The sequence below is a fragment of the Streptomyces sp. NPDC043861 genome (assembly GCF_056435905.1).
In genome coordinates this window covers 416,126-442,679 of the sequence record NZ_JBWKDP010000002.1, presented here as the reverse complement: position 1 = coordinate 442,679, position 26,554 = coordinate 416,126, and the positions used below count along the sequence as shown (strand labels likewise).

The 26,554-nt window shown below is 71.3% G+C and carries 24 protein-coding genes; 19 read left to right on the top strand and 5 right to left on the bottom strand.

What is annotated here, in order from left to right; genetic code table 11:
* Window positions 1-197: 197 nt before the first annotated feature.
* Window positions 198-1,184, top strand: a complete 987-nt coding sequence (gene holA / locus AC068D_RS06540; protein ID WP_478821830.1) for a DNA polymerase III subunit delta — start codon at window positions 198-200, stop codon at window positions 1,182-1,184.
* Window positions 1,185-2,251: 1,067 nt separating this feature from the next.
* On the opposite strand, the gene rpsT is transcribed toward holA, so the two are convergent.
* A complete protein-coding gene (gene rpsT / locus AC068D_RS06535; protein WP_478821829.1) occupies window positions 2,252-2,518 on the bottom strand; it encodes a 30S ribosomal protein S20 in 267 nt (88 codons plus the stop codon).
* 205 nt (window positions 2,519-2,723) lie between these two features.
* Between rpsT and lepA the strand changes: the two genes are divergently transcribed.
* The 4 genes from lepA (at window position 2,724) to hemW (ending at window position 10,427) form a co-directional block, all read left to right on the top strand.
* Entirely contained in the window at window positions 2,724-4,595 is a 1,872-nt protein-coding gene (gene lepA, locus AC068D_RS06530) for a translation elongation factor 4 (RefSeq protein WP_478821828.1), read from the top strand.
* A gap of 322 nt (window positions 4,596-4,917) precedes the next feature.
* On the top strand, window positions 4,918-6,807 hold the full coding sequence (locus AC068D_RS06525) for an AMP-dependent synthetase/ligase (protein ID WP_478821827.1): 1,890 nt from the start codon (window positions 4,918-4,920) through the stop codon (window positions 6,805-6,807).
* 248 nt (window positions 6,808-7,055) lie between these two features.
* Window positions 7,056-9,155 carry a SpoIIE family protein phosphatase gene (locus tag AC068D_RS06520; RefSeq protein WP_478822029.1) on the top strand — a complete coding sequence of 700 codons (2,100 nt, stop codon included), beginning with the start codon at window positions 7,056-7,058 and terminating at the stop codon, window positions 9,153-9,155.
* 39 nt (window positions 9,156-9,194) lie between these two features.
* On the top strand, window positions 9,195-10,427 hold the full coding sequence (hemW, locus tag AC068D_RS06515) for a radical SAM family heme chaperone HemW (protein WP_478821826.1): 1,233 nt from the start codon (window positions 9,195-9,197) through the stop codon (window positions 10,425-10,427).
* A 156-nt stretch (window positions 10,428-10,583) separates the two neighbouring features.
* Here the strand turns inward: hemW and AC068D_RS06510 are convergent, their stop codons facing one another.
* Together AC068D_RS06510 and AC068D_RS06505 are read right to left on the bottom strand one after the other, a co-directional pair.
* Window positions 10,584-11,402, bottom strand: a complete 819-nt coding sequence (locus AC068D_RS06510; protein ID WP_478821825.1) for a DUF3097 domain-containing protein — start codon at window positions 11,400-11,402, stop codon at window positions 10,584-10,586.
* Between the two features lie 10 nt (window positions 11,403-11,412).
* Entirely contained in the window at window positions 11,413-12,144 is a 732-nt protein-coding gene (locus tag AC068D_RS06505; protein ID WP_478821824.1) for an MBL fold metallo-hydrolase, read from the bottom strand.
* Between the two features lie 200 nt (window positions 12,145-12,344).
* Between AC068D_RS06505 and hrcA the strand changes: the two genes are divergently transcribed.
* From hrcA to AC068D_RS06485, 4 genes are all read left to right on the top strand, one after another.
* Window positions 12,345-13,361 (top strand): heat-inducible transcriptional repressor HrcA, encoded by a 1,017-nt coding sequence (gene hrcA / locus AC068D_RS06500; protein ID WP_478821823.1) that lies wholly within the window; start codon window positions 12,345-12,347, stop codon window positions 13,359-13,361.
* On the top strand, window positions 13,362-14,495 hold the full coding sequence (gene dnaJ, locus AC068D_RS06495) for a molecular chaperone DnaJ (protein WP_478821822.1): 1,134 nt from the start codon (window positions 13,362-13,364) through the stop codon (window positions 14,493-14,495).
* Window positions 14,496-14,741: 246 nt separating this feature from the next.
* Complete coding sequence (locus tag AC068D_RS06490) at window positions 14,742-15,815, top strand: nitronate monooxygenase (protein ID WP_478821821.1); 1,074 nt, start codon at window positions 14,742-14,744, stop codon at window positions 15,813-15,815.
* On the top strand, window positions 15,812-16,543 hold the full coding sequence (locus tag AC068D_RS06485; RefSeq protein WP_478821820.1) for a 16S rRNA (uracil(1498)-N(3))-methyltransferase: 732 nt from the start codon (window positions 15,812-15,814) through the stop codon (window positions 16,541-16,543). Before AC068D_RS06490 ends, AC068D_RS06485 begins: the two co-directional genes overlap by 4 nt.
* On the opposite strand, the gene AC068D_RS06480 is transcribed toward AC068D_RS06485, so the two are convergent.
* On the bottom strand, window positions 16,514-16,897 hold the full coding sequence (locus tag AC068D_RS06480; RefSeq protein ID WP_478821819.1) for a hypothetical protein: 384 nt from the start codon (window positions 16,895-16,897) through the stop codon (window positions 16,514-16,516). The genes AC068D_RS06485 and AC068D_RS06480 overlap by 30 nt on opposite strands.
* 74 nt (window positions 16,898-16,971) lie before the next feature.
* Here AC068D_RS06480 and AC068D_RS06475 point away from each other — a divergent pair, with 74 nt between their 5' ends.
* The 4 genes from AC068D_RS06475 (at window position 16,972) to AC068D_RS06460 (ending at window position 19,814) form a co-directional block, all read left to right on the top strand.
* A complete protein-coding gene (locus AC068D_RS06475) occupies window positions 16,972-17,454 on the top strand; it encodes a hypothetical protein (protein WP_478821818.1) in 483 nt (160 codons plus the stop codon).
* A gap of 74 nt (window positions 17,455-17,528) precedes the next feature.
* Window positions 17,529-17,888 carry a histidine triad nucleotide-binding protein gene (locus AC068D_RS06470; protein ID WP_478821817.1) on the top strand — a complete coding sequence of 120 codons (360 nt, stop codon included), beginning with the start codon at window positions 17,529-17,531 and terminating at the stop codon, window positions 17,886-17,888.
* Window positions 17,889-17,896: 8 nt separating this feature from the next.
* On the top strand, window positions 17,897-18,805 hold the full coding sequence (locus AC068D_RS06465; RefSeq protein ID WP_478821816.1) for a ribonuclease Z: 909 nt from the start codon (window positions 17,897-17,899) through the stop codon (window positions 18,803-18,805).
* A 10-nt stretch (window positions 18,806-18,815) separates the two neighbouring features.
* Entirely contained in the window at window positions 18,816-19,814 is a 999-nt protein-coding gene (locus AC068D_RS06460) for an adenosine deaminase (RefSeq protein WP_478821815.1), read from the top strand.
* Window positions 19,815-19,896: 82 nt separating this feature from the next.
* On the opposite strand, the gene AC068D_RS06455 is transcribed toward AC068D_RS06460, so the two are convergent.
* Window positions 19,897-21,231, bottom strand: a complete 1,335-nt coding sequence (locus AC068D_RS06455; protein WP_478821814.1) for an MFS transporter — start codon at window positions 21,229-21,231, stop codon at window positions 19,897-19,899.
* A gap of 267 nt (window positions 21,232-21,498) precedes the next feature.
* Between AC068D_RS06455 and AC068D_RS06450 the strand changes: the two genes are divergently transcribed.
* From AC068D_RS06450 to AC068D_RS06425, 6 genes are all read left to right on the top strand, one after another.
* On the top strand, window positions 21,499-22,650 hold the full coding sequence (locus AC068D_RS06450) for a carbohydrate kinase family protein (RefSeq protein ID WP_478821813.1): 1,152 nt from the start codon (window positions 21,499-21,501) through the stop codon (window positions 22,648-22,650).
* Between the two features lie 108 nt (window positions 22,651-22,758).
* Window positions 22,759-23,826, top strand: a complete 1,068-nt coding sequence (locus AC068D_RS06445; protein ID WP_478821812.1) for a PhoH family protein — start codon at window positions 22,759-22,761, stop codon at window positions 23,824-23,826.
* A gap of 13 nt (window positions 23,827-23,839) precedes the next feature.
* The gene (gene ybeY, locus AC068D_RS06440; RefSeq protein ID WP_478821811.1) at window positions 23,840-24,337 is read left to right on the top strand and encodes an rRNA maturation RNase YbeY; all 498 of its coding nucleotides are present in this window, start codon (window positions 23,840-23,842) and stop codon (window positions 24,335-24,337) included.
* A gap of 49 nt (window positions 24,338-24,386) precedes the next feature.
* On the top strand, window positions 24,387-25,655 hold the full coding sequence (locus AC068D_RS06435; protein WP_478821810.1) for a hemolysin family protein: 1,269 nt from the start codon (window positions 24,387-24,389) through the stop codon (window positions 25,653-25,655).
* Window positions 25,656-25,663: 8 nt separating this feature from the next.
* Complete coding sequence (locus AC068D_RS06430) at window positions 25,664-26,017, top strand: MmcQ/YjbR family DNA-binding protein (RefSeq protein WP_478822028.1); 354 nt, start codon at window positions 25,664-25,666, stop codon at window positions 26,015-26,017.
* 66 nt (window positions 26,018-26,083) lie between these two features.
* Window positions 26,084-26,437: a cytidine deaminase gene (locus AC068D_RS06425; RefSeq protein ID WP_478821809.1), complete on the top strand. Its 354-nt coding sequence runs from the start codon at window positions 26,084-26,086 to the stop codon at window positions 26,435-26,437.
* Window positions 26,438-26,554 lie beyond the last annotated feature (117 nt).

Below are 26,554 nucleotides of genomic sequence, written 5' to 3'. Positions count from 1 at the left end.
GGAAGCGCTCGACCGTCGGCCCGGCCCCCCCCGTAGTCCGGTCCCGGGCATACGAGCGTGGTGTGCGGGGCCGCTCCCGGACCCTGCCCGGGGTCCGGACCTGGACGGGGACCTCTCGGCAGTGACCGGGGTCGACGGATCCGTCCGGCCACCGGCGGGCCCCGGGGTGTCGGTGCTCCGTGCGATGCTGGTGCGCGATGGCCACCAGGAAGAACACGAACGACAATTCCCTCGCCCCCCTCACCCTCGCCGTGGGCCAGGAGGACCTGCTGCTGGACCGCGCCGTTCAGCAGGTCGTGGCGGCGGCCCGGGCCGCCGACGCCGACACGGACGTGCGCGACCTCACCTCGGACCAGCTCCAGCCCGGGACCCTCGCCGAATTGACGAGCCCGTCGCTCTTCGCGGAGCGCAAGGTGGTCGTCGTGCGAAACGCTCAGGACCTGTCCGCCGACACGATCAAGGACGTCAAGGCGTATCTCGACTCGCCCGCCGAGGAAATCACCCTGGTCCTGCTGCACGCGGGCGGTGCCAAGGGGAAGGGCCTCCTGGACGCGGCGCGCAAGGCGGGCGCGCGTGAGGTGGCGTGCCCCAAGACGACGAAACCGGCGGAGCGGCTGACGTTCGTGCGGTCCGAGTTCCGTGCGCTGGGGCGCTCCGCCACCCCCGAGGCGTGCCAGGCACTGGTCGACTCCATCGGCAGCGATCTGCGGGAACTGGCGAGCGCGGTGTCGCAACTCGTCGCGGATGTCGAGGGCACGATCGACGAGGCAGTCGTCGGGCGCTACTACACGGGGCGTGCTGAGGCCTCCAGCTTCACGGTCGCCGACCGGGCGGTCGAGGGGCGTACGGCGGAGGCCCTCGAGGCTCTGCGGTGGTCCCTGTCGACCGGCGTCGCTCCCGTGCTGATCACCAGTGCGCTGGCGCAGGGGGTGCGGGCGATCGGCAAGCTGTCGTCCGCCCGGGGCGGACGTCCGGCGGACCTTGCGCGCGAGCTGGGAATGCCGCCGTGGAAGATCGACCGGGTGCGCCAGCAGATGCGTGGCTGGACTCCCGACGGAGTGGCGGTTGCCCTGCGTGCGGTGGCGGAGGCGGACGCCGGCGTCAAGGGAGGCGGCGACGACCCGGAGTACGCGCTGGAGAAGGCCGTCGTGACGGTGGCGAGGGCAGCGCGGATGCGTCGCTGAAAGCGGCCCTGCGCCCGCGACTCCTGTGCGCCGCGAGCGGGCGGCGCCCACCCCTCACCACCGCACGAGGCGCCTTTCCCGCGTCGGCGCCTTCGCAGCCCCCGCCGCAGCAGGCCGGCGCCCCCGGCCGCCCTCGCTTCGCGAGCGTGGCTCGACGGGCTTCCCCTGCCGACCCCGGGATGGCGACCCACCCCGCGGCCGACGCGGTGCGGTGGCTTGTTCCTCGGCAGTTCCGGAGAGGCGTCCTGGTCCCTCGGCCCGGCCCGGTCGCGTACGGCCGGCCCGTGCCGGATCTCCGGGCGGGATCTCGGGCCGATCTCCTGGCCGGCACGGGGCCGGCGAGCACGAACGGGCCCCCGGAGCGGGAGCTGGCCCTTGGGCCGTACGCCGCAGGCACGCCGCCGAGCACCGCCCGGCCGGGCTACGCCGCAGGCCATGTCGCCGAGCTACGCGCACGTGGCCGGGGAGTTCTGCTTGACCGGGGCCGTACCCTCGCTCCGGCCGACCGCCCGGACGACGGGGCACGGCCGAAGAGCCGCGCCGACCCGGCCGGCCCTGCCAGCGGTGTCGAGCTCGAAGGACAGGCCTCCATGGCCATGCTTACCGGGGCCTCTCCCCGGGAAACGGCGATCCCCGGAAACGGCGATCCCCGGGAAACGGCGATCCCCGGAAACGGCGATCCCGGAAACGGTGACCCCCGGGAAACGGTGACCCCCGGAGACGGGGATCCCCGAAGACGCGGCGTTCCCCGTGGCGATCGGCGTTCCCCTGGAGCGACCGATCGCCACGGGGGACGCCGTTTCCGGAGGGTGCGCACGCCAGAAGCCCCGGCTTCACGTCCTGGGGAAGGACAGAAAACCGGGGCTTCTGGGTCCGGCCGGGGCCGGGAAGTGCTGGTCTCGCACCCGCGTGGCGAACGCAGGCCGCGTGCGAGTCCGGGGTGCCGGGCGGGAGCGGAAGAGAGAGGGCCCGCTTGATCCGTTCCGGCGATCAAGTCGCCCGGCGTGTCACCCCGAGGGGTTCCTGCCGGGTTCCGGGGGTCGCCCCCCGGGGGTGGAGCAGGAGACTCAGCCCTGGAGGGTGGCAACCTGGGACGCCAGCGCCGACTTCTTGTTGGCGGCGGCGTTCTTGTGGATGACACCCTTCGAGACGGCCTTGTCGAGCTTGCGGGACGCCTCGCGAGCGGCCACGGTGGCCTTCTCGACGTCACCCGCAGCGGCAGCCTCGCGGGCCTTGCGGATCGCGGTCTTCAGCGACGACTTGACGGCCTTGTTGCGCAGGCGCGCCTTCTCGTTCGTCTTGTTCCGCTTGATCTGGGACTTGATGTTCGCCACGAAAGAGCCTTTTCAGGTTCGATGATCTATCAGAGAAGCGTCTCGTAGCTGAGAGGGTGCACGAGACACAGCTGCCCAGGCTACCAGCCGCCGACCGACCGGCCCAAACCGGGCGCAGGGCCCCGGCCGTGGGACCATGGAGGCTGCGTATCGATCCGACATCGACCCGAGACGAGCGCTCGGCGCTCAAGAATCAGGACCCTGCGTGCCCGCGACCCCTCTCCATGTGCCCGAGCCGAGCCGTACCGACCCGGCGCTGATCCGCAACTTCTGCATCATCGCGCACATCGACCACGGCAAGTCGACCCTTGCCGACCGGATGCTCCAGCTGACCGGTGTGGTCGAGCAGCGGCAGATGCGCGCTCAGTACCTCGACCGTATGGACATCGAGCGTGAGCGTGGCATCACGATCAAGTCCCAGGCGGTGCGTCTGCCCTGGGCGCCGACCACGGGCGACGGTCAGGGCAAGTCCCACATCCTCAACATGATCGACACCCCCGGCCACGTGGACTTCACGTACGAGGTGTCCCGTTCGCTCGCCGCCTGCGAGGGCACGGTCCTTCTGGTGGACGCCGCCCAGGGCATCGAGGCGCAGACCCTCGCCAACCTCTATCTGGCGATGGAGAACGACCTCACCATCGTCCCGGTCCTCAACAAGATCGACCTGCCGGCCGCGCAGCCCGAGAAGTTCTCCGAGGAGCTCGCGAACCTCATCGGCTGCGACCCGTCGGACGTCCTGAAGGTCTCCGCCAAGACGGGTGTCGGCGTCGACGCCCTGCTCGACCGCGTGGTGCAGGACGTCCCCGCCCCGGTCGGCGTCGCGGACGCTCCTGCCCGGGCGATGATCTTCGACTCCGTCTACGACTCCTACCGTGGCGTCGTCACGTATGTGCGAGTAGTCGACGGCCAGCTCAACAAGCGCGAGCGCATCCGGATGATGTCCACCGGTGCGACGCACGAGCTGCTGGAGATCGGCACCAACTCCCCGGAGATGCTCGCCGCAGACGGTCTCGGCGTCGGCGAGGTCGGCTACCTCATCACCGGTGTGAAGGACGTCCGCCAGTCCAAGGTGGGTGACACGATCACCCAGCAGAGCAAGGGCGCCACCGAGGCGCTCGGCGGCTACAAGGACCCCAAGCCGATGGTGTTCTCCGGCCTCTACCCGCTGGACGGCTCGGACTACCCGGACCTGCGCGAGGCCCTGGACAAGCTGCAGCTCAACGATGCCGCGCTGGTGTACGAGCCGGAGACCTCCGCGGCCCTCGGCTTCGGCTTCCGCGTCGGCTTCCTCGGTCTGCTGCACCTGGACGTGATCCGTGAGCGGCTCGAGCGCGAGTTCGGCCTCGACCTGATCGCCACGGCACCGAACGTGGTCTACCGCGTGGTCATGGAGGACGGCAGCGAGCACACCGTCACCAACCCGAGCGAGTTCCCCGAGGGGAAGATCTCGGAGGTGTACGAGCCGGTCGTGCGGGCCACGATCCTCGCCCCGAGCGAGTTCATCGGGTCGATCATGGAGCTCTGCCAGAACCGCCGCGGCGTGCTGCTCGGGATGGACTACCTCTCCGAGGACCGGGTCGAGATCCGCTACACCCTCCCCCTCGCCGAGATCGTCTTCGACTTCTTCGACCAGCTGAAGTCCAAGACCCGTGGTTACGCCTCGCTCGACTACGAGCCCACCGGTGAGCAGGACGCCTCGCTGGTCAAGGTCGACATCCTGCTGCACGGCGACAAGGTGGACGCCTTTTCCGCGATCACCCACAAGGACCAGGCGTACGCGTACGGTGTCCGGCTCGTCGCCAAGCTGAAGGAGCTCATCCCGCGGCAGGCGTTCGAGGTGCCGGTCCAGGCGGCCATCGGCTCCCGGGTCATCGCCCGCGAGACGATCCGCGCCATCCGCAAGGACGTCCTCGCCAAGTGCTACGGCGGTGACATCTCCCGGAAGCGGAAGCTGCTGGAGAAGCAGAAGGAGGGCAAGAAGCGGATGAAGATGGTCGGTTCCGTGGAGGTTCCGCAGGAGGCCTTCATCGCGGTTCTGTCCAGCGACGACTCCGCCGGCGGCAAGACGAAGAAGTAGTGAAGAAGCAGTACGGCAGTCGGCCGGGCAGGACGGGCATGACGGGGCGGAGAAGCTTCGCAGAAAGTGACGAAGCGCCGGCCCCGGCGTAGCCCGGAAGCACCAAGCGTCCCTGTTGAGCCGATCTGCCCCACAGGCCCCCATGCCTTCGGCACGGGGGCCTGTTCGTTATGAAGCGGCAGCCTGCAGCCTCTTACGTGGGGGAGCCCGGACCTCTACCCTGACAACGCCCGGCGGGTTACTCGTGAGTTAAACAAACGTGACGAGCCGGGCAATCAGCCAGTCATGCAGCAACGCCGCAGCAGCAGGCCCGGAGGATGTCGTGAGCGACACACAGACCCAGATCGAGAACCGACCGCCCTCCGTGGCGACGCTCTTTGTCCAGCGCGTGGCGGCGACTCCCGATGCGGAGGCCTACCGCTATCCGGTGCCGTCGGCGACCGGCCAGGGCCCCGACGACTGGAAGTCGCTGAGCTGGGGCGATGCAGCCGACCGCGTGTATGCGATCGCGGCCGGACTGATCGAGCTCGGTGTGCAGTCCGAGGAGCGCGTGGCGCTCGCGTCCGCCACGCGGGTGGAGTGGATCCTCGCCGACCTCGGCATCCTGTGTGCAGGAGCGGCCACGACGACCGTGTACCCGCAGACCAACGCCGAGGAGTCCGCGTACATCCTCGCCGACTCCGAGAGCCGGGTCCTCGTCGCCGAGGACGCCGCCCAGCTGGCGAAGGCCCGTGAGCGGCGTGCCGAGCTGCCGAACCTCCGGCATGTCGTCGTGATCGACTCCGCCGGAGTCGAGCCGGCCGAGGGGGACCCCGAGGGCTGGGTCGTCACCCTCGCCGATCTGGAGGCCCGCGGCGCCGAGTACCTCGCCAAGCACCCGGGCGCGGTCAAGGAGCGCGTCGAGGCGATCACCTCCGAGCAGCTCGCCACCCTCATCTACACCTCGGGCACCACGGGCCGCCCCAAGGGTGTCCGGTTGCCCCACGACAACTGGTCGTACATGGCGAAGGCCATCGCCTCGACCGGCCTGGTGACGCAGGACGACGTCCAGTACCTGTGGCTGCCGCTCGCGCACGTCTTCGGCAAGGTGCTGACCTCCGGCCAGATCGAGGTCGGGCACGTCACGGCGGTCGACGGCCGCGTCGACAAGATCATCGAGAATCTGCCGGTCGTGCAGCCGACGTACATGGCGGCCGTACCCCGCATCTTCGAGAAGGTCTACAACGGAGTGGCGGCCAAGGCGCGGGCCGGCGGCCCCGCCAAGTACAAGATCTTCCAGTGGGCGGCCGGGGTCTCGCGCGCCTACGCCAAGGAGACCCAGGACAACTTCCGCCGCACCGGCACCGCATCGGCCTCCTTCGGCCTCACGGCCAAGCACAAGGTCGCCGACGTCCTCGTCTACTCCAAGCTCCGGGAGGCCTTCGGCGGCCGGCTGCGCGCCGCCGTCTCCGGCTCTGCAGCCCTCTCGCCCGAGATCGGCTTCTTCTTCGCGGGCGCGGGGATCCACATCCTCGAGGGCTACGGCCTCACCGAGTCCAGCGCCGCCTCCTTCGTCAACCCGGGAGAGGCGTACCGCACCGGCACCGTGGGTAAGCCGCTGCCCGGCACCGAGGTCCGCATCGCCGACGACGGCGAGATCCTGCTGCGCGGCCCGGGCATCATGGAGGGCTACCACGGGCTTCCGGACAAGACCGCCGAGGTCCTCGAGTCCGACGGCTGGTTCCACACCGGCGACATCGGCGAGCTCTCCGCCGACGGGTATCTGCGGATCACCGACCGCAAGAAGGACCTGATCAAGACGTCGGGCGGCAAGTACATCGCCCCGGCCGAGGTCGAGGGCCAGTTCAAGGCGGTCTGTCCCTTCGTGTCCAACATCCTGGTCCACGGCGCCGACCGGAACTTCTGCACCGCCCTGATCGCCCTCGACGAGGCAGCGATCCTCGGCTGGGCCAAGGAGAACGGCCTCGAAGGCAAGTCGTACGCCGAGGTCGTCGCCGCCCCGGCGACCCAGGAGTTCATCGAGGGCTATGTGAAGCGGCTCAACGAGGGACTGCAGCGCTGGCAGACCATCAAGAAGTTCCGTCTGCTGCCGCGCGACCTGGATATCGAGCACGGCGAGCTGACGCCCAGCCTGAAGCTGAAGCGACCGGTCGTCGAGCGTGAGTACAAGGACCTCATCGAGTCCATGTACGAGGGATCGCGGGAGGCGTAGCCGGCCTGGCCCGGCGCCGCCGGATGCCCTGACCGGAAGCCGCGGGCGCGACGAGGACTCCTCGTCGCGCCCGCGGCGCGTTGCGCGCCCCTCCGGCACAGAATTCCTTCCTCCGGGTGTGGTCATATCGGGCACTTCGATGACTCCACGCTTATGTGTGAGCTCGTTCTGTCACTCTGTCCGTGTCGTCAGTCGTCCACGGGGCGACACCAGAGCCGGACAGGAGCCGCAACGTGGGGTCCGTTCCGATGCAGCAGGAGACCACTCACCGGTCGGTGCACCTGCTCTCTCAGCGCGGCAGCACCCGGGTCACGGCACGCACCGGCCTGCCCGGGAACCCCCTGGCCGCCTCGGCCGCGCGGCGGTTTCTGAGGGCGGCGCTCGCCGAGTGGACGCGGCTGGGAATGGTGGCCACGCGCGGGGCGGACCGGCTGGCGGACGATGCGGTGCTTGTCGTGAGCGAGCTCGTGACCAACGCCGTCGTGCACGCGGGAACCAGCGTGGAGGTGCTCGTACGGCTGGATTCCGCGAGCGACGACGATCCGGCGTCGCTGGTCGTCGAGGTTTCCGACCGCCACCCCGCAAGGGCGGTGCGCAACGAGGCGCCGGACCCCGAGGCCCCGTCCAGCGAGCCGGAATACGGCAGGGGACTGCAGCTCGTCACTGCGCTGGCGGCTTCCTGGGGGATCACGTACCGGCCCGGGCTGAAGGCGGTGTGGGCGCGGCTCGCGCTCGACGACTGCGTGCCGGGGGGTGTGGGGGCGATGCAGCGCGGGCTCGGCCCTGCCGAGGTCCTCGCCCCCGCACCGCACGGGGTGGTGCGTGGTGACCGGGACTGGACCGGACGCGGGGCGCTGTCGTTCCTGGCCGAGGCGTCCGACCTCCTCGCCGGGCAGCTCGACGAGGACATGGTGACGGCGCTGGCCGGACAGCTGCTGGTGCCGAGGCTCGCCGACTGGTGCGCGGTGTGGCTGGACGGCGAGACGGGGCCCGCGCCGCGGCTCGCCGGGGTCTGGCACGCCGACGAGTCCGCGATCGAGAGTCTCCACGCCGCCCTGGTGAAGGAGCCTCCACCGCGGTTACCGCACGACGTCCGCAGCGCAGCGGTGACCGTCCCGGTCCCATGGTCCACGGACGGCGGACGGCTCGAAGGCGGCGCACGCGGCGCCGACGGCGACGGCCCGGAGCGCGCCCGGAAAACGGAGGGCGGCAGGGAGACCGGCGACCGTCCCGAACCGGAGGGCGGCAGGGAGACCGGCGACCGTCCCGCACCTGCCGGCGACCGGGAAAGGCACGACCGTCACAAGAGTGAAGGGAAAGGCCACTCCGGAACCGGAACCGGAACCGCAGCCACCGCCCACGCCGTCGGCTTCCGGCTGACCGCCGGCGCACGCCCCCTCGGCACCCTGCTGCTCGGCCGCTGCGGACCGCCGGGTTCGGGCCCGGCCGGACGGGACGTCCCCGGCGAAGTGACCGCGCTGATCGAGGACTTCGCCCGCCGCGTCGGCCTCGCCATCGGTGCCGCCCGTGCGTACGCCCGGCAGGCCACCATCAGCAGGGTGCTCCAGCGCGGGCTGCTGCCCGCGCAGGTCGCGCGGATTCCTGGCGTCGACAGCTCCCTCGTCTACGAACCCAGCGACGAGGGTCTCGCCGGCGGCGACTTCTACGACATCTTCCCGGCCGGGAACGGCGGCCGCTGGTGCTTCATGCTCGGTGATGTCCAGGGAAGCGGTCCCGAAGCAGCCGTCGTGACCGGCCTCGCCCGTCCCTGGCTGCGTCTGCTCGCGCGCGAGGGGTACCAGGTGGGCGAGGTGCTCGACCGTCTCAACGGCCTGCTGCTCGACGACGCCATGGAAGCGGCCGAAGCGGCCGCGCTCATGGCCGCGGGGCCCGGGGCAGGCCCTGTGGACGGCACCCACGACGGCCCGCAGTCGCGTTTCCTGTCCCTCCTGTACGGGGAGATCACCCCGCTTGCCGGCAGTGGCGGAGTCCGCTGCACCCTCGCCTGCGCCGGACATCCGCTCCCCCTGCTCCTGCGCCCCGACGGCACGGTCCGCCCGGCGGCCGCCTCCCAGCTGCTCCTGGGGGTCGTCGACGACGCCTCGTACGGGAGCCAGACCTTCGACCTGGCGCCGGGGGACACCCTGCTCTGCGTCACCGACGGGGTCACGGAGCGACGGTCCGGAAGCCGTATGTTCGACGACTCCGACGGGCTGGCCAGGGCACTCGCCGACTGCACCGGGCTGACCGCCCAGGGTGTCGCGGACCGCATAAGGCAGGCCGTGCACGCCTTCGCCGAGGCCCCGCCCGGCGACGATCTGGCGCTGCTGGTGCTCCAGGCACGCTGACGGTCCGGCCGGCGCGGCGGGTGGCGGACAATGGTCCGTATGCCTTCCGTACTGCCTGATGGTGAGCCCATGCCCCTGGACGGGGCCCTGCCCCCGGCCGCCCTCGCGGGCGCGGGTGACCGGCCCCTCGGGTTCTACCTCCACGTTCCGTACTGCGCCACGCGCTGCGGCTACTGCGACTTCAACACGTACACGGCGACCGAGCTGCGCGGCAGCGGGGGGGTGCTGGCCTCCCGTGACAACTACGCCGACACCCTGATCGAGGAGATCCGGCTCGCCCGCAAGGTCCTCGGCGACGATCCGCGCCCGGTCAGGACGGTCTTCGTCGGCGGCGGCACGCCGACCCTGCTCGCCGCAGCCGATCTCGTACGGATGCTCGGGGCGGTGCGTGAGGAGTTCGGCCTGGCGGACGACGCGGAGGTCACGACGGAGGCGAACCCGGAGTCCGTGGACCCCGCCTACCTGGCGGAGCTGCGGGCGGGAGGCTTCAACAGGGTGTCCTTCGGGATGCAGAGCGCGCGGCAGCACGTGCTGAAGGTTCTCGACCGTACGCACACGTCGGGGCGGCCCGAGGCATGCGTCGCCGAGGCGAGGGCGGCAGGCTTCGGGCATGTGAACCTCGACCTGATCTACGGCACCCCGGGGGAGAGCGACGACGACTGGCGGGCCTCGCTGGACGCGGCGATCGGGGCGGGGCCGGACCATGTGAGCGCGTATGCCCTGATCGTCGAGGAGGGTACGCAGCTGGCCCGGCGGATCCGGCGCGGTGAGGTGCCGATGACCGACGACGACGTGCACGCCGACCGGTACCTGATCGCGGAGGAGGTGCTGTCGGGTGCCGGCTACGAGTGGTACGAGGTCTCCAACTGGGCGACGTCGGAGGCGGGCCGGTGTCTGCACAACGAGCTGTACTGGCGCGGCGCGGACTGGTGGGGCGCGGGACCCGGCGCGCACAGCCATGTGGGGGGTGTGCGCTGGTGGAACGTGAAGCACCCGGGCGCGTATGCGGGGGCTCTTGCCGGGAACCGCTCGCCCGGTGCAGGGCGGGAGGTCCTGCCTGACGAGGACCGGCGGGTGGAGCGGGTGCTGCTGGAGCTGAGGCTTCGGGAGGGGTGCCCGCTGGACCTGCTGCGCCCCACGGGCCTCGCGGCGGCCGGGCGGGCGCTGGCGGACGGGCTGCTCGAGCCCGGGCCGTACGAGCAGGGACGCGCGGTCCTGACGCTGCGGGGCAGGCTCCTGGCGGATGCCGTGGTGCGCGATCTCGTCGACTGACGGGGCTGCCCCCAGGGTCTTTCGTTCGGATCGGGCTGGATCGGTGAGCGGGGTCCGGTGCGTGCGATCGCAAGGCGCGGAGCGTGGGCGACCGACGACAACGCGGCGAGCATGCGTGCCGGGGCACGCGAGCCCGGCAAGATCAAACGAGAGGCCCTAGTGAAGCGGCCCCTCCCCCACTGCGGTGACATGGTCGATCAGCTCCTCCACCCGCCCCAGGAGTGCCGGTTCCAGGTCCTTGTAGCTCGTCACTTTCGAGAGGATGTGCTGCCATGCCGCGCCCGTGTTCAAAGGCCAGCCCAGGGCACGGCAGACGCCCGTCTTCCAGTCCTGGCCGTGGGGCACGGACGGCCAGGCGGCGATGCCGAGCGATGACGGCTTCACCGCCTCCCAGACGTCGATGTACGGGTGACCGACCACCAGCACATGCGGGTCCGTGGCGGACGCGGCGATACGGGACTCCTTGGAGCCCGGCACGAGATGGTCGACCAGCACACCCAGGCGGGCATCGGCGGTCGGTGCGAAGTCCGCCACGACGGCCGGGAGGTCGTCGATGCCCTCCAGGTACTCGACGACCACACCCTCGATGCGGAGGTCGTCGCCCCAGACCTTCTCGACCAGCTCCGCGTCGTGGCGGCCCTCCACGTAGATGCGGCCCGCCCGGGCGACCCGGGCGCGTGCGCCGGGCACCGCGACCGAGCCGGAGGCCGTGCGCGTGGGCCGAACCGGAGCCGCCGAGGGACGGACCAGGGTGACGACCCTGCCCTCCAGCAGGAAGCCGCGCGGCTCGAGCGGGAACACCCGGTGCTTGCCGAAGCGGTCCTCCAGCGTCACCGTTCCCGCCTCGCAGCGGATCACCGCTCCGCAGAAGCCCGTGGTGACCTCCTCGACGACCAGCTCGGGCTCGGCCGGTACCTCCGGCGCCGGGGCCGGCTTCTTCCAGGGAGGGGTCAGGTCAGGGCTGTAGCTGCGCATTGGGCAGACGCTACGACACCCCGAACCGCCGGGCCAGCTCATCGCGTTGGGCGCGTACGAAAGCGGCGTCCACCGTCGCGCCGTGCCCGGGCACGTACACCGCGTCGTCCCCGCCCAGCGCGAGCAGCCGGTCCAGGGCGGCCGGCCAGCGGGAGGGGATCGCGTCCCGGCCGGCCTGGGGGTCGCCCGACTCCTCGACCAGGTCGCCGCAGAAGACGATCTCCGGCTCCGAGGCCGTCCGGGGCACCAGGACGGCCAGGTCGTGCCCCGAGTGGCCGGGTCCGACATTGGCCAGCAGGACCTGGCGGCCACCGAGATCCAGGGTCCACTCGCCGCTGACGACATGCTGCGGCGGCACCAGCACATCCGTTGCCTGTGCGGCGTCGGAGGGCGTCACGCCGTGGGCGACGGCACTGTCCCGCAGCGCGTCCCGGGCCTGCACGAGCAGCTGGTCGACGCCCACCGCGCCGTACACACGTACTCCCGAGAACGCAGCCGTGCCGAGAACGTGGTCGAAGTGCGGATGGCTGAGAGCGATATGCGTCACACGCCGGCCACCGAGGAGGGACTGGACCTGGGTGCGGATCTCGGCCCCCTCGCGCAGCGTGGCGCCCGTGTCGTACAGGAGCACCGAGTCGTCACCGGCCACCACCCCGACCGTGGCGTCCCAAACGGGCAGCCGCCGGCGCCCCACTCCGTCCGCGAGCCGCTCCCACCCGAAGTCTTCCCAACCGACGTCCATACGGCGACGCTATCCCCGATGGACCAGGACGTCCCGCCGGTTCCCGGGGCGGCACCGTGACCGGTTCGCCGTCCGGCCGCCCTTGCTAGTGGCGTACCCACCGGCCGTACACTGGCCGGGAGACCGCTGGCACTCCGACGTGGTGAGTGCCAGGCCACACCGACGGACCCGCCGATGAACCACAGCTGGAGGTGCGCACGATGCTCAGCGAACGCAGGCTCGAGGTCCTGCGCGCCATCGTCCAGGACTATGTGGGCACGGAGGAACCCGTCGGTTCCAAGGCCCTCACCGAGCGGCACAAGCTCGGCGTCTCGCCGGCCACCGTGCGCAACGACATGGCGGTGCTGGAGGAGGAGGGGTTCATCGCCCAGCCCCACACCAGCGCCGGCCGGATCCCGACGGACAAGGGCTATCGCCTGTTCGTCGACAGGCTGGCCGGCGTCAAGCCGCTGTCGTCGCCCGAGCGGCGTGCGATCCAGAACTTCCTCGACGGTGCGGTCGACCTCGACGACGTGGTGGCCCGCACGGTGCGGCTGCTCGCGCAGCTGACCCGGCAGGTGGCTGTCGTCCAGTACCCGTCGCTGACCCGTTCGACCGTGCGGCACGTGGAGCTGCTGGCACTCGCCCCGGCGAGGCTGATGCTCGTGCTGATCACGGACACCGGGCGGGTCGAGCAGCGGCACGTGGACTGCCCGGCACCGTTCGGCGAGACCTCACTGGCCGACCTGCGCGCCCGGCTGAACAGCCGGGTGGTGGGCCGGCGCTTCGCGGATGTGCCGCAGCTGGTGCAGGACCTTCCCGAGTCGTTCGAGCCGGACGACCGGGGCACGGTCTCGACGGTGCTCTCGACCCTCCTCGAGACGCTCGTGGAGGAGACCGAGGAGCGGCTGATGATCGGCGGCACCGCAAATCTGACGCGCTTCGGCCATGACTTCCCTCTGACGATCCGGCCCGTGCTGGAGGCGCTGGAGGAGCAGGTCGTGCTGCTGAAGCTGCTCGGCGAGGCCAAGGACTCGGGCATGACCGTGCGCATCGGGCACGAGAACGCCCACGAGGGCCTCAACTCCACGTCCGTGGTCGCTGTCGGCTACGGTTCGGGCGGCGAGGCAGTCGCCAAACTCGGCGTGGTCGGACCGACCCGCATGGACTACCCCGGAACGATGGGAGCGGTACGCGCAGTGGCACGTTACGTCGGACAGATCCTGGCGGAGTCGTAAGTGGCCACGGACTACTACGCCGTACTCGGCGTACGCCGCGACGCATCTCAGGACGAGATCAAGAAGGCTTTCCGGCGGCTGGCGCGGGAGCTTCACCCGGACGTGAATCCGGACCCGAAGACGCAGGAGCGCTTCAAGGAGATCAACGCCGCCTACGAGGTGCTGTCGGACCCGCAGAAGAAGCAGGTCTACGACCTCGGTGGCGACCCGCTGTCCTCGTCCGGCGGCGGTGCCGGCGGCTTCGGCGCGGGCGGCTTCGGGAACTTCTCGGACATCATGGACGCCTTCTTCGGTACGGCGTCCCAGCGCGGGCCCAGGTCGCGGACGCGGCGTGGGCAGGACGCGATGATCCGGCTGGAGATCGAGCTCAGCGAGGCGGCCTTCGGTACGACGAAGGACATCCAGGTCGACACGGCCGTCGTGTGTACGACGTGTTCGGGCGAGGGTGCCGCGCCGGGTACGTCCGCCCAGACGTGCGACATGTGCCGCGGCCGCGGTGAGGTGTCGCAGGTCACCAGGTCCTTCCTCGGCCAGGTCATGACCTCGCGTCCGTGCCCGCAGTGTCAGGGCTTCGGGACCGTGGTCCCGACCCCGTGCCCGGAGTGCGCGGGCGACGGTCGTGTGCGTTCCCGCCGGACCCTGACCGTGAAGATCCCCGCCGGTGTCGACAACGGCACCCGCATCCAGCTCGCGGGCGAGGGCGAGGTCGGGCCCGGCGGCGGTCCCGCCGGTGACCTGTACGTCGAGATCCACGAGCTGCCGCACCCGGTGTTCCAGCGGCGCGGCGACGATCTGCACTGCACGGTGACGATCCCCATGACGGCGGGAGCACTCGGCACGAAGGTGCCGCTGGAGACGCTGGACGGGGTGGAAGAGGTCGACATCCGGCCCGGTACGCAGTCGGGCCAGTCGATTCCGCTGCACGGCCGCGGTGTCACGCATCTGCGGGGCGGCGGCCGGGGCGACCTCATCGTCCACGTCGAGGTCCAGACACCGTCGAAGCTGGATCCGGAGCAGGAGAGGCTGCTTCGGGAGCTGGCGAAGCTGCGCGGTGAGGAGCGGCCGGTGGGGCAGTTCCAGCCGGGACAGCAGGGCCTGTTCTCCCGTCTGAAGGACGCGTTCAACGGCAGGTGAGGGATCACCACCGGGCCCGAAGGACCCGGGCCGCGGTGTGAGCAGGGCGGGGTTCACCCCGCCCTGCCGGCATGAGGGGCCGGTGCCGGAGCCGCACGGCAGGCTCGTGTGCCGAGCCGTCAGCGATGGCCCAGCACATCGACCAGCCTCCGCACACGTTTTCGCCATGTGTCCGGGTCCCCTGTGCGCATCCCCGCGCGGAAGGGGGGATTCGGCCGGGGCGCCGGGACATGGCACCATGCGGGCATGTCCTCCGCGCTGACCGATCTCTGTCGTCACCCGATCGTGCAGGCCCCCATGGCCGGCGGCGCTTCCTGCCCGGACCTGGCCGCCGCCGTGTGCGAAGCCGGTGGGCTCGGGTTCCTGGCCGCGGGGTACAAGACCGCGGACGGGATGTACCAGGAGATCAAACAGGTCCGCGCGCTCACCGGGCGGCCCTTCGGCGTGAACCTCTTCATGCCGCAGCCGAAGTACGCCGACCCGGCCGCCGTCGACGTGTACCGGGACCAGCTCGCCGGTGAGGCGACCTGGTACGACACCCCGCTCGGCGACCCGGACAGCGGACGGGACGACGGGTATGAGGCCAAGCTGGCCATCCTGCGCGAAGACCCCGTACCCCTGGTGTCGTTCACCTTCGGCTGCCCGACCCGTAACACGGTCGCCGCTCTCAGGCGCGCCGGAACGCTCACCGTCGTCACCGTCACCACGCCCGAAGAGGCGCAGGCCGCCCAGCACGCGGGCGCCGACGCCATCTGCGTCCAGGGCGTCGAGGCCGGCGGTCACCAGGGCACGCACCGGGACGACCCCGCCGCCGACGGGTCCGGCATCGGTCTGCTCGCTCTGATCGCGCAGATCCGCGAGACGGTGCAACTCCCCGTCGTCGCCGCCGGAGGCCTGATGCGCGGCAGCCAGATCGCCGCCGTCCTCGCCGCCGGAGCCGATGCCGCCCAGTTCGGCACCGCGTTCCTCGTCTGCCCCGAATCCGGGGCCAACGTCCTGCACAAACAGGCCCTGACCGATCCGATGTTCACCAGGACGGAGCTGACCCGCGCCTTCTCCGGCCGCCCCGCCCGCGGGCTCGTCAACCGTTTCATGAGCGAGCACGGACCGTACGCCCCGGCCGCCTACCCCGAGGTGCACCACCTCACCACCGGTCTGCGCAAGGCCGCTGCCACGGCGGGCGACCCGCAGGGCATGGCCCTGTGGGCCGGCCAGGGCCACCGTCTGGCCCGCGAGCTGCCCGCCGGGCAGCTGGTCCAGGTCCTCGCCGCCGAGATGAGTGCCGCGAGTGCCGCCCTCGCCCTGCGGAACGCGTCATGACCGCCCCCGTCTTCGTCGTCGACCACGTCCACGCGGGCACGGTGACCCTCGACGGGCCGGAGGGCCGCCACGCCGTCTCCGTACGCCGTCTGCGTGTCGGCGAGGAGATCGTGCTGACCGACGGCCGTGGCACCGGCGGCTACGGCACCGTCGCTGCCGTCGAGGGCAAGGACCGGCTCGAGGTCACCGTCACGGAGCTGCGCGAGGATGCGGAACCCGCGCCGCGGATCACGGTCGTGCAGGCACTCCCCAAGGGCGACCGCGGTGAACTGGCCGTCGAGACCATGACCGAGACGGGTGTCGACGGGATCGTGCCGTGGGCCGCCGCCCGCTGCATCACCCAGTGGAAGGGCGACCGCGGCGCCAAGTCCCTCGCCAAGTGGCGTGCCACCGCCCGCGAGGCGGGCAAGCAGTCCCGCCGCCTCCGCTTCCCCGAGGTGGCGGACTCCGCGACGACGAAGCAGGTCGCCCAGCTCCTCGCCGACGCCGACTTCGCCGCCGTCCTCCACGAGGAGGGCGCCGAGCCGCTGGCCACCGCCCCGCTCCCGGCGGCCGGCCGCATCGTCCTCGTGGTGGGGCCCGAAGGGGGAGTCTCGCCCGAGGAGTTGGCGGCATTCGCGGATGCGGGCGCAAGGCCCTATCGCCTCGGCCGGAGCGTGCTGCGCACGTCCACCGCGGGCACGGCGGCCGCGGCGCTGCTACTGGGCCGTACCGGCCGCTGGTCCTGACCCGCTGTTCCCGACGACCGCGTCGAAGAGCGGCCGGCCGTCGGTCTCCCGTATGCCATGGGTGTCCGGGAGCAGCCCGCGCACGCCGGCCTCGTCGAGCAACCGGCGTACGGCACCGGGCTCGTGCAGGTTGAGGGTGTTGCCGTGCGCGTCGCCGAGCAGACCGGACGACCAGTACGCACCGGCCACGACACGGCCCCGTCCGTGGGGGAACACCAACCGCAGCTGGGCATGCCGGGCGTCGGCGCGACGCACGGTCAGGATCTCGCGGCAGTCCGGGTGCAGATGCCCGACCGACCAGAGCCAGACCGTGCCGCCCACGGTCAGCCGCCGCGGTACGCGATCCCGTCTCATGGGCCCACCCTACGCGGCGCGTTGTGGCCGCACGCGGTCTACCGCGACCGGGGACGCGGTGGCACATTGCCGGTATGGGCGCCCACGGACGTGTACTGGCGGCGATAGGACTGACCGGTGCGGCAGCCCTCGGAGCCGTCGCCTGCGACCCCCTCACCGGCGGGCTGAGCGCGACCGCGGTGTCCGTGACCACGGAGACCACCGGCACGCATGCCCTCGAGCGCGCCGGTGTGGACGTGCGCCGGCTGAGCTGTACGGCCACGCTCAACGCCACGACCGGGAGCTCCCCTTCGCCGGGGGGCGTTGCCATCGTCGACTGCCGCGGCGAGAGCGACGGAGGCCGGAAGATCACCATCACGGGCACGGTCACCCAGGAGATCGGCGGCCGCTGTGTCCGCGGTGACCTCACCGCGAAGGTCGCCGAACGCACGGTGGTGCGCGCCCATGTCCTCGGCGACTGCACCACCACCACGTCCCCCGCTCCCGGGGGCGACGGACCCCGCCCGACCGTCACCGTCACCGTGACCGTCACGGAAACCCGGGCGCCCGGCAAGTAGCCGCGGACGCGGGTCCACCGCACGGCGATAGCATGCGCTCGTACTGATCGTCGAGTCGTGAAGGGGCCGGGACCATGGCGGGAGAACCGCAGGCCGACTGCCTGTTCTGCAAGATCGTCGCGGGGGAGGTGCCCGCCACCGTCGTCCGCGAGTCCGAGACGACCGTCGCCTTCCGCGACATCAACCCGCAGGCACCGACCCATGTGCTCGTCATCCCCAAGGTGCACTACCCGGATGCCGCCACGCTCGCCGCCGCCGAGCCCTCCGTCGCGGCCGACATACTGCGCGAGGCGGCCGAGGTCGCGGCCGAGGACAAGGTCGACGCGACCGGCTTCCGCATCGTCTTCAACACGGGCAGCGGCGCCGGCCAGACCGTCTTCCACGCGCACGCCCATGTCCTCGGCGGCCGCGGCCTCAACTGGCCGCCCGGATAGCGGTCGTCATGTCCGTACGAGAACTGGTCGTGCTCGGCACCGCCAGCCAGGTCCCCACCCGGCACCGCAACCACAACGGCTATCTGCTGCGCTGGGACGGCGAGGGCATCCTCTTCGACCCGGGTGAGGGCACCCAGCGGCAGATGCTGCGCGCGGGCGTCGCCGCGCACGACATCAACCGGATCTGCGTGACGCACTTCCACGGCGACCACTCCCTCGGACTCGCCGGGGTGATCCAGCGCATCAATCTCGACCAGGTGCCGCACCCGGTCGTCGCGCACTACCCCGCCAGCGGACAGCGGTTCTTCGAGCGGCTGCGCTACGCCACCGCGTACCGGGAGTCCGTCAGGCTCACCGAGCGCCCGGTCGCCGACGGCGGCGTACTCGACACCACGCCCTCCTACACGCTCGAGGCGCGCAGGCTCTCCCACCCCGTCGAGTCCTTCGGCTACCGGCTCACCGAGCCCGACGGACGCCGGATGCTGCCCGAACGCCTCGCCGCGCACGGCATCAAGGGCCCCGACGTCGGCCGCATCCAGCGGGAGGGCGTCCTCGGCGGGATCGCCCTCGAAGACGTCAGCGAGATACGCCGGGGACAGCGCTTCGCCTTCGTCATGGACACCCGTCTGTGCGACGGCGCCCATGAACTCGCCGACGGCTGCGACATGCTGGTCATCGAGTCGACCTTCCTCGACGAGGACCACCGCCTCGCCACCGACCACGGACACCTCACCGCCGGCCAGGCGGCTCGCGTGGCGCGTGATGCGGGCGTACGGCACCTCGTGCTGACACACTTCTCGCAGCGCTACAGCGAGCCCGAGGAGTTCGAGCGTCAGGCCCGGGCTGCCGGATTCGACGGCGAACTCTCCGTGGCCCAGGACCTCGTCCGGGTCCCCGTACCCAAACGCGAACCCTGAGCGAGCACCGATGTCACTCCCCAAGGCCGAACTGCACATCCACATCGAGGGCACCCTCGAGCCCGAACTCGCCTTCGCCCTCGCCGAGCGCAACGGGGTGGAACTCCCCTACGCCGGCACCGAGGACCTCCGCAAGGCGTACCTCTTCACCGATCTGCAGTCCTTCCTCGACCTCTACTACGGCCTGATGGCGGTCCTGCACACCACCGACGACTTCGCCGAACTCGCCGACGCCTACCTCGCCCGGGCCGCCGCCCAGGGCGTGCGCCACGCCGAGATCTTCTTCGACCCGCAGGCGCACACCGCCCGGGGCATTCCCATCGGCACCGTGATCGAGGGGCTCGCACACGCGCTGGACCGGGCCGAGGAGCGGCACGGCATCTCCACGCAGCTGATCATGTGCTTCCTGCGGGACCGGTCCGCCGAGTCGGCGATGGCCACGCTCGACGCCGCGAAGCCGTACCTGCACCACATCAGCGGGGTCGGCCTGGACTCGGCCGAGGTCGGCCATCCGCCGGCCAAGTTCCGGGAGGTGTACGCGGCCGCCGAGTCACTGGGCCTGCGCAAGGTCGCCCACGCCGGTGAGGAGGGCCCGCCCGCGTACATCACGGAGGCCCTGGACGTCCTCGGCGTCGAACGCATCGACCATGGGCTGCGGGCGATGGAGGACCCCGAGCTGGTGGAGCGGCTGGTACGGGAGCGGGTGCCGCTCACCCTGTGCCCGCTGTCGAACGTACGGCTGCGCGCCGTCGACACCCTGGAGGACCACCCGCTCCGCTCGATGATGGACGCCGGTCTCCTGGTGACGGTCAACTCCGACGACCCGGCGTACTTCGGCGGCTACGTCGGGGACACCTTCCACGCGGTCCGCGAGGCCCTCGGGCTAGGCCAGGAGCAGCTGCGGGAGCTGGCGAGGAACTCCTTCGAGGCGGCGTTCCTCGACCACGACGAGCCGCGGCGGTCGCGTTACCTCGCGGAGGTCGCTTCCCACGACTTCGACACGGACTGAGCCCCGGTCGCCGCGGACCGAGGCCCCGTCGCGCGTTGTTCCCGGCGTCGTGCGCGTCGTCCGTCTGCTTGGGCCGGACCCGTCAGGACGCGAGGGCCTTCGACGCCCGGTCCCGCAGGAGGAGCCGGCGCCGGCCCCGCACCGGTGGTGCGATCTCCGTGACCGTCTGCTCGGGTGCGCCGATCTGCGGCACACGCGCACCCGACCCCGACGGGGCGGCGCCCACGACGACCGCAGCCGGGGTGCCGCCGCGGCGGCGTACGGCGCCGGGGACCAGCGGACGGCCTGAGGTGTGCAGTGCCACGGCGGTCATCGGGACCGCCACCGTCAGCAGCAGCGTGCACAGCACCAGGCCCATCCCCGGGTACCCCGCGTGCTCCGACAGGAGGCTTCCGGTCACCGGCCCGCAGGCCACCCCCAGGGAGGACGCCGAACCGACCAGCACCGCCCACCGGCCGCGCGGGTCCAGGGAGGCGGCCAGGCCGATCAGATACGACAGGACCACCGGGTAGAGGACGTTCCAGAGGATCTCGCCCACGGCGAAGCCCACCAGCCCCCGTGCGGACGAACTGACCACGATGCAGACGCCGATCAGTGCGGTACCGGCCCCGATCGGCACGGCCCGGCCCAGCCGTGAGCCCAGTGCGCCCGCACCGATCACACCCGCGAGACCCGCGCCGAGCCCCACCGCGAAGACCGCCCCCACGGTGACCTCGCTCAGCCCGGCCTGGGTGGTGCCGATCCGCCCGCTGACGCCCCAGAGGGCGTTCTGCGCCATCGACCAGCAGAGCAGTGCGCCGGCGAGCACGGCACCGGAGCGCCGCCGGGGCAGCGGCGTCCGGGGCCCGGCCGGGGCCGCGGCGGAGCCCCCCGGCACCGCCGCCGCCCCCGGCAGCCGTCCGGTCGCCGGCCACACGGCCACCGCGGCCAGGGCCAGCGCGGCGAACGGCAGCACATGTCCGCCTCCGAGCTGCGGGATCGTCAGGTACAGCGCTCCTGCGGTGGCCGACACCGCCAGCAGACCGAGCGCGGACGCCCGGTGCGGATCGCGCTGTGTCGCGATCCCCGCCGCGGCGACCGCCGTCGCCGTGCCCGAGCCCAGGCCGCCGGCTGCCGCCCCCGCGACCACCAGCGGCACGTACGAGGTCAGGGCGGCGGCGCCGTAGCCGCCGAGCGCCAGCAGCAGCCCCAGTCTGGACAGCCGCCGAGAGCCGTACCGCTCGACCCGCGAAGCCAGCAGAAAACCGGCGACGGCCGAATGGAACAGCAGCGTGGACCCGACGAGTCCGGCCTCGGACGAGGTGAGTCCGAGTCCGGAGGAGAGGCGGCCGACGACGGTCGGCAGAAGGTAGGCGGCGAGGTAGCCGGCGGCGAAGACGGCGACCAGCGGCCACGCGGCGCGAGGGCGCGAAGGCATGAGCGTTCCCGGGAACAGGGCAGGGCGAAAGAAGGGGGCAAAGAGGGGAGGGGCGCCCGGTGTTGCACAGGAACGCGGGCCAATTTGTATCAAGCGTCCCGGGGCCCGGAGAAGACAGGATGGAGTGATGCGGGACACATTCGGTTTGTGCGGGAATCCTGGGGGTAAACACTCGCGATTTTCACGCGGGACGCCACCCGTGGAGCGTGGCCGCATCAGGCACACTGGCCAGATCCGTACCGCTCCGCACCCATCCCGGGAGCCGCCGTGATCACACCCGACGGAGATCCTCAACGTGCCGCGGACGCCCGCCCGTTGGGCGAGGACGTCGACCCGCTGGGAGCCCTGCGCGCGGACGGCGATCCCGAGTGCGACGTCTTCCTCACCGGCACGGTCTTCCTCGACATCATTTTCACCGGCCTCGACAGCGCCCCGGTCCGCGGCACCGAGTCCTGGGCCCGCGGCATGGGCTCCAGTCCCGGCGGTGTCGCCAACATGGCCACCGCGCTCGCCCGCCTCGGCCTGCACACGTCCCTCTCCGCAGCCTTCGGCGACGACCACTACGGCGAGTACTGCTGGGACGCGCTCGAACAGGGCGAGGGCATCGACCTCTCGCTGTCCCGCACCATCGCCGGCTGGCATTCCCCGGTCACCGTGTCCATGGCCTACGAGGGCGAGCGGACGATGGTCTCGCACGGCCACGAGGCACCCCCGCCCGAGGACCCGGGGCACAGCGGTGCCCTCGTGACGCACTCGATGCCGCCGAGGTCACGAGCCGCGGTGGCATCCCTCGTGCCGGGGCGCCGTGAGGGCTGGATCGCGGACGCGGCCGCCCGTGGCGCCCGGATCTTCGCCGACGTCGGCTGGGACGAGACCGGCCGCTGGGACCTGGACGCCCTCCCCGGGCTCGAGCTGTGCGAGGCGTTCCTGCCGAACGCCGAGGAGGCGATGCGCTACACCCGCACCGACTGCCCGCGGGCCGCGGCCCGGGCGCTGGCCGAGAAGGTGCCGGTCGCCGTCGTCACCCTCGGTGCGGAGGGTGCCTACGCCGTCGACGGCGGGACCTGCGAGACCGCCGAGGTCCCGGCGATCGAGGTGGAGGCGCTGGACCCGACCGGAGCGGGCGATGTGTTCGTGGCGGGATTCGTCACGGGTACGCTCGCGGGCTGGCCGCTCGCCGACCGGTTGGCCTTCGCCGGGCTGACGGCCGCGCTGTCGGTCCAGGAGTTCGGCGGGTCGCTCTCCGCACCCGGCTGGCTGGAGGTGGCGGCCTGGTGGCAGCGGGTCCAGGCGTACGCCGACCAGGCCCCGGAAGCGCTGGCCAGGTATGCGTTCCTGGACCGGCTGCTGCCCGCCACCTGCCGTCCCTGGCCACTGGCGCGTGCGGTCCCGACCATCGGCTTCCGCCGTTCCGCATGAAAAACACTTCGGGACTGTCCGTGCGGGGTCGTACGCTTGGTATCCCAGAGGTTGTCGAGCAGCGAGAACCCTGCAACGGGAGGTATGTGCAGGCCACAGAGCCGGCCCATGACTCAGACACCCACAGCCCAGAACACCCCCCGACGCCCCGACGGCGGCGAGGGGGCCCCCGCGCCGGGACAGGCACGAGCCCAGTTCACCGTCCCCGCCAAGCATCCGATGGTGACCGTTCTCGGTTCGGGTGACGCCCTGCTGCGCGTGATCGAGAACGCCTTCCCTGCGGCCGACATCCATGTACGGGGCAATGAGGTCAGCGCGGTCGGTGACGAGCGGGAAGTCGCTCTGATCCAGCGCCTGTTCGACGAGATGATGCTGGTGCTCCGCACCGGGCAGCCGATGACGGAGGACGCGGTGGAACGCTCGATCGCCATGCTCAGGGCGAGCGAGAACGGCAATGGACCGGACGAGACCCCGGCCGAGGTCCTCACACAGAACATCCTCTCCAGCCGCGGCCGCACCATCCGCCCCAAGACCCTCAACCAGAAGCGCTACGTCGACGCGATCGACAAGCACACGGTCGTCTTCGGTATCGGCCCCGCCGGCACCGGCAAGACGTATCTGGCGATGGCCAAGGCGGTCCAGGCCCTGCAGTCCAAGCAGGTCAACCGGATCATCCTGACGCGGCCTGCAGTCGAGGCGGGCGAGCGGCTCGGCTTCCTGCCCGGCACGCTCTACGAGAAGATCGATCCGTATCTGCGGCCGCTGTACGACGCGCTGCACGACATGATCGACCCGGACTCGATCCCGCGCCTGATGGCCGCGGGCACGATCGAGGTCGCTCCGCTGGCGTACATGCGAGGCCGCACGCTCAACGACGCGTTCATCATCCTCGACGAGGCGCAGAACACGAATCCGGAACAGATGAAGATGTTCCTGACACGGCTGGGCTTCGAATCGAAGATCGTCATCACCGGTGACATCACCCAGGTCGACCTGCCGGGCGGGACCAAGAGCGGTCTGCGCCAGGTCCGGGACATCCTGGACGGCGTCCCGGATGTGCACTTCTCGATGCTGACGTCGCAGGATGTCGTCCGGCACAAGCTCGTCGGCCGTATCGTCGACGCGTACGAGCTGTACGACAGCCGTAACGGAAACACCGGCACCCACGGGAAGTGAACCGATCAGCACCATGTCGATCGATGTCAACAACGAGTCCGGCACTGAGGTCGACGAGCAGGCGATTCTCGACATCGCCCGCTATGCGCTCGCGCGGATGCGTATCCACCCGCTCTCCGAGCTCTCGGTGATCGTCGTGGACGAGGACGCCATGGAGCAGCTCCACATCCAGTGGATGGATCTGCCGGGCCCGACGGATGTCATGTCCTTCCCGATGGACGAGCTGCGTCCGCCGGTGAAGGACGTCGACGAGCCCCCGCAGGGGCTCCTCGGCGACATCGTGCTCTGTCCTGAGGTCGCCCGTAAGCAGGGTGAGGAAGCTCCGACGCAGCACTCCATGGACGAGGAGCTCCAGCTCCTCACCGTCCACGGAGTGCTGCACCTCCTCGGCTACGACCACGAGGAGCCGGACGAGCGCGCCGAGATGTTCGGCCTGCAGGCGGCGATCGTCGACGGCTGGCGGTCGGAGAAGGGCCTGACCGGCCCGTCGCCGGCGCCGACCGTCTCATGAGGGCAGGCCCTCCCATGAGTGCTGCCCGCACCCGGAGCACGACCGCCTCATGAGCGTCCAGTTGATCATCGGTGCGGTCCTGCTCGTCGTCGTCGCCTGGCTCGCGGCCTGCGCCGAGGCGGGGATCGCCCGGGTCTCCAGCTTCCGCGCGGCCGAGGCCCAGCGTGCGGGGCGGCGCGGCGCCGACCGCCTCGTCCAGGTGGCCTCCGACCCCACCCGCTATCTCAATGTGGCCCTCCTGGTGCGGGTCCTGTGCGAGATGGCCGCCGGGGTCCTCGTCACCTATGCCTGTCTGCAGGAGTTCTCCGAGACCTGGGAGGCACTGACCGTCGCCATCGGCGTCATGGTCCTTGTCTCCTTCGTCGCCGTCGGTGTCTCCCCGCGCACCATCGGCCGTCAGCACCCGCTGAACACCGCGACCGCGGCCGCGTACGTGCTCCTGCCGCTCGCCCGGGTCATGGGCCCGGTTCCCCAGCTGCTGATCCTCATCGGCAACGCGCTGACGCCCGGCAAGGGCTTTCGCAAGGGTCCGTTCGCGAGCGAGGCGGAACTGCGCGCCATGGTCGACCTCGCCGAGCAGGAGTCGCTGATCGAGGACGAGGAGCGCCGGATGGTGCACTCGGTCTTCGAGCTGGGCGACACCCTCGTACGCGAGGTCATGGTCCCGCGCACGGACCTGGTCTGCATCGAGCGCTACAAGACCATCCGCCAGGCGCTGACCCTGGCCCTGCGCTCCGGGTTCTCCCGCATCCCGGTGACCGGCGAGAACGAGGACGACATCGTCGGGATCGTGTATCTGAAGGACCTCGTCCGCAAGACGCACATCAAGCGGGACGCGGAGTCCGAGCTGGTCTCCACCGCGATGCGGCCCGCCGCGTTCGTACCGGACACCAAGAACGCGGGGGATCTGCTGCGAGAGATGCAGCAGGAGCGCAACCATGTCGCCGTCGTCATCGACGAGTACGGCGGCACGGCCGGCATCGTGACGATCGAGGACATCCTGGAGGAGATCGTCGGCGAGATCACCGACGAGTACGACCGGGAGCTGCCGCCCGTCGAGGAGCTGGGGGACTCCCGCTACCGGGTGACCGCACGGCTCGACATCGGGGATCTCGGTGAGCTGTTCGGCCTCGACGAATTCGACGACGAGGACGTCGAGACGGTCGGCGGGCTGCTGGCCAAGTCCCTCGGGCGTGTTCCGATCGCCGGCGCGACCGCGGTGGTGGACCTCCCGGACGGTCGCGCGCTGCGGCTGACGGCCGAGTCCCCCGCCGGGCGCCGGAACAAGATCGTCACGGTACTGGTGGAGCCGGCGTGACGGACCGGTTGAACGCACAGCAGCTGAAGGCCTGCTGCCTGGAGCAGAACGCCGCGGTGGAGGACTTCCCCTTCGGCCCGGAGTGGTCGGTCTTCAAGGTGGCGGGGAAGATGTTCGCCATCACCGACCTCGATGCGACGCCGCTGAAGGTCGGCCTCAAGTGCGATCCCGATGAGGCGGTACGGCTGCGCGCCGAGCAGCCCGCGATCGTGCCCGGCTGGCACCTCAACAAGCGCCACTGGAACACGGTGACGGTGGACGAGCTCCCGGCCCGCATGGTCCGCGAGCTGGTCGAGGACTCCTACGACCTCGTCGTCGCGGGCCTGCCGAAGGCGGAGCGCCTCCGCCTGGACCGGCCCTGACGGTCCCGGACGGTCGCGCCGAGGGTGCGCGGGGGAGCCCGCCCGGGCCCGCCTTATGCTCGGCTCATGACTGAGAGCACCGAACTCGCCCCCGAGGACCGCAAGATCATCACGCTGGCCCGCAGCGCACGCGCCCGCAACGGCGTACCGGAGGGTGCGGCGGTCCGGGACGAGACGGGGCGTACGTATGTGGCGGGGACCGTGGAGCTGGCGTCGCTGAAACTCAGCGCGCTGCAGACCGCGGTGGCGATGGCGGTGGCGAGCGGGGCGAAGTCGCTTGAGGCGGCGGCGGTGGTCAGCGAGGGCGACATGGTGGCCGACGCGGACCGTTCGGCCGTCCGCGACCTGGGCGGCGCGGGGACACCGGTGTTTCTGGCCGGGCCCGACGGTGCGCTCCGGGAGACGCTGACAGCGGGCTGAGGCCCCGGGCGTACCGATGCGGGCTGCCTTCCGTTGGGGCGCGTGTGCCGTACGAGTGCCTCCGACCGGGGGATCCCTCGCCACCGGCGGCCCTCGCAATCGGGCCCGCGCAGCGGC

Bases quoted from the DNA above. Each gene is read 5' to 3' on its own strand.
- ybeY (WP_478821811.1), top strand. From the start codon at position 23,840: ATGTCGATCGATGTCAACAACGAGTCCGGCACTGAGGTCGACGAGCAG.
- AC068D_RS06520 (WP_478822029.1), top strand. From the start codon at position 7,056: ATGCAGCAGGAGACCACTCACCGGTCGGTGCACCTGCTCTCTCAGCGC.
- AC068D_RS06505 (WP_478821824.1), bottom strand. From the start codon at position 12,144: ATGGACGTCGGTTGGGAAGACTTCGGGTGGGAGCGGCTCGCGGACGGA.
- AC068D_RS06480 (WP_478821819.1), bottom strand. From the start codon at position 16,897: ATGAGACGGGATCGCGTACCGCGGCGGCTGACCGTGGGCGGCACGGTC.
- hrcA (WP_478821823.1), top strand. From the start codon at position 12,345: ATGCTCAGCGAACGCAGGCTCGAGGTCCTGCGCGCCATCGTCCAGGAC.
- AC068D_RS06470 (WP_478821817.1), top strand. From the start codon at position 17,529: ATGGCGGGAGAACCGCAGGCCGACTGCCTGTTCTGCAAGATCGTCGCG.
- holA (WP_478821830.1), top strand. From the start codon at position 198: ATGGCCACCAGGAAGAACACGAACGACAATTCCCTCGCCCCCCTCACC.
- AC068D_RS06445 (WP_478821812.1), top strand. From the start codon at position 22,759: ATGACTCAGACACCCACAGCCCAGAACACCCCCCGACGCCCCGACGGC.
- AC068D_RS06460 (WP_478821815.1), top strand. From the start codon at position 18,816: ATGTCACTCCCCAAGGCCGAACTGCACATCCACATCGAGGGCACCCTC.
- AC068D_RS06425 (WP_478821809.1), top strand. From the start codon at position 26,084: ATGACTGAGAGCACCGAACTCGCCCCCGAGGACCGCAAGATCATCACG.
- AC068D_RS06510 (WP_478821825.1), bottom strand. From the start codon at position 11,402: ATGCGCAGCTACAGCCCTGACCTGACCCCTCCCTGGAAGAAGCCGGCC.
- AC068D_RS06455 (WP_478821814.1), bottom strand. From the start codon at position 21,231: ATGCCTTCGCGCCCTCGCGCCGCGTGGCCGCTGGTCGCCGTCTTCGCC.
- AC068D_RS06435 (WP_478821810.1), top strand. From the start codon at position 24,387: ATGAGCGTCCAGTTGATCATCGGTGCGGTCCTGCTCGTCGTCGTCGCC.
- AC068D_RS06475 (WP_478821818.1), top strand. From the start codon at position 16,972: ATGGGCGCCCACGGACGTGTACTGGCGGCGATAGGACTGACCGGTGCG.
- AC068D_RS06490 (WP_478821821.1), top strand. From the start codon at position 14,742: ATGTCCTCCGCGCTGACCGATCTCTGTCGTCACCCGATCGTGCAGGCC.
- AC068D_RS06485 (WP_478821820.1), top strand. From the start codon at position 15,812: ATGACCGCCCCCGTCTTCGTCGTCGACCACGTCCACGCGGGCACGGTG.
- hemW (WP_478821826.1), top strand. From the start codon at position 9,195: ATGCCTTCCGTACTGCCTGATGGTGAGCCCATGCCCCTGGACGGGGCC.
- AC068D_RS06465 (WP_478821816.1), top strand. From the start codon at position 17,897: ATGTCCGTACGAGAACTGGTCGTGCTCGGCACCGCCAGCCAGGTCCCC.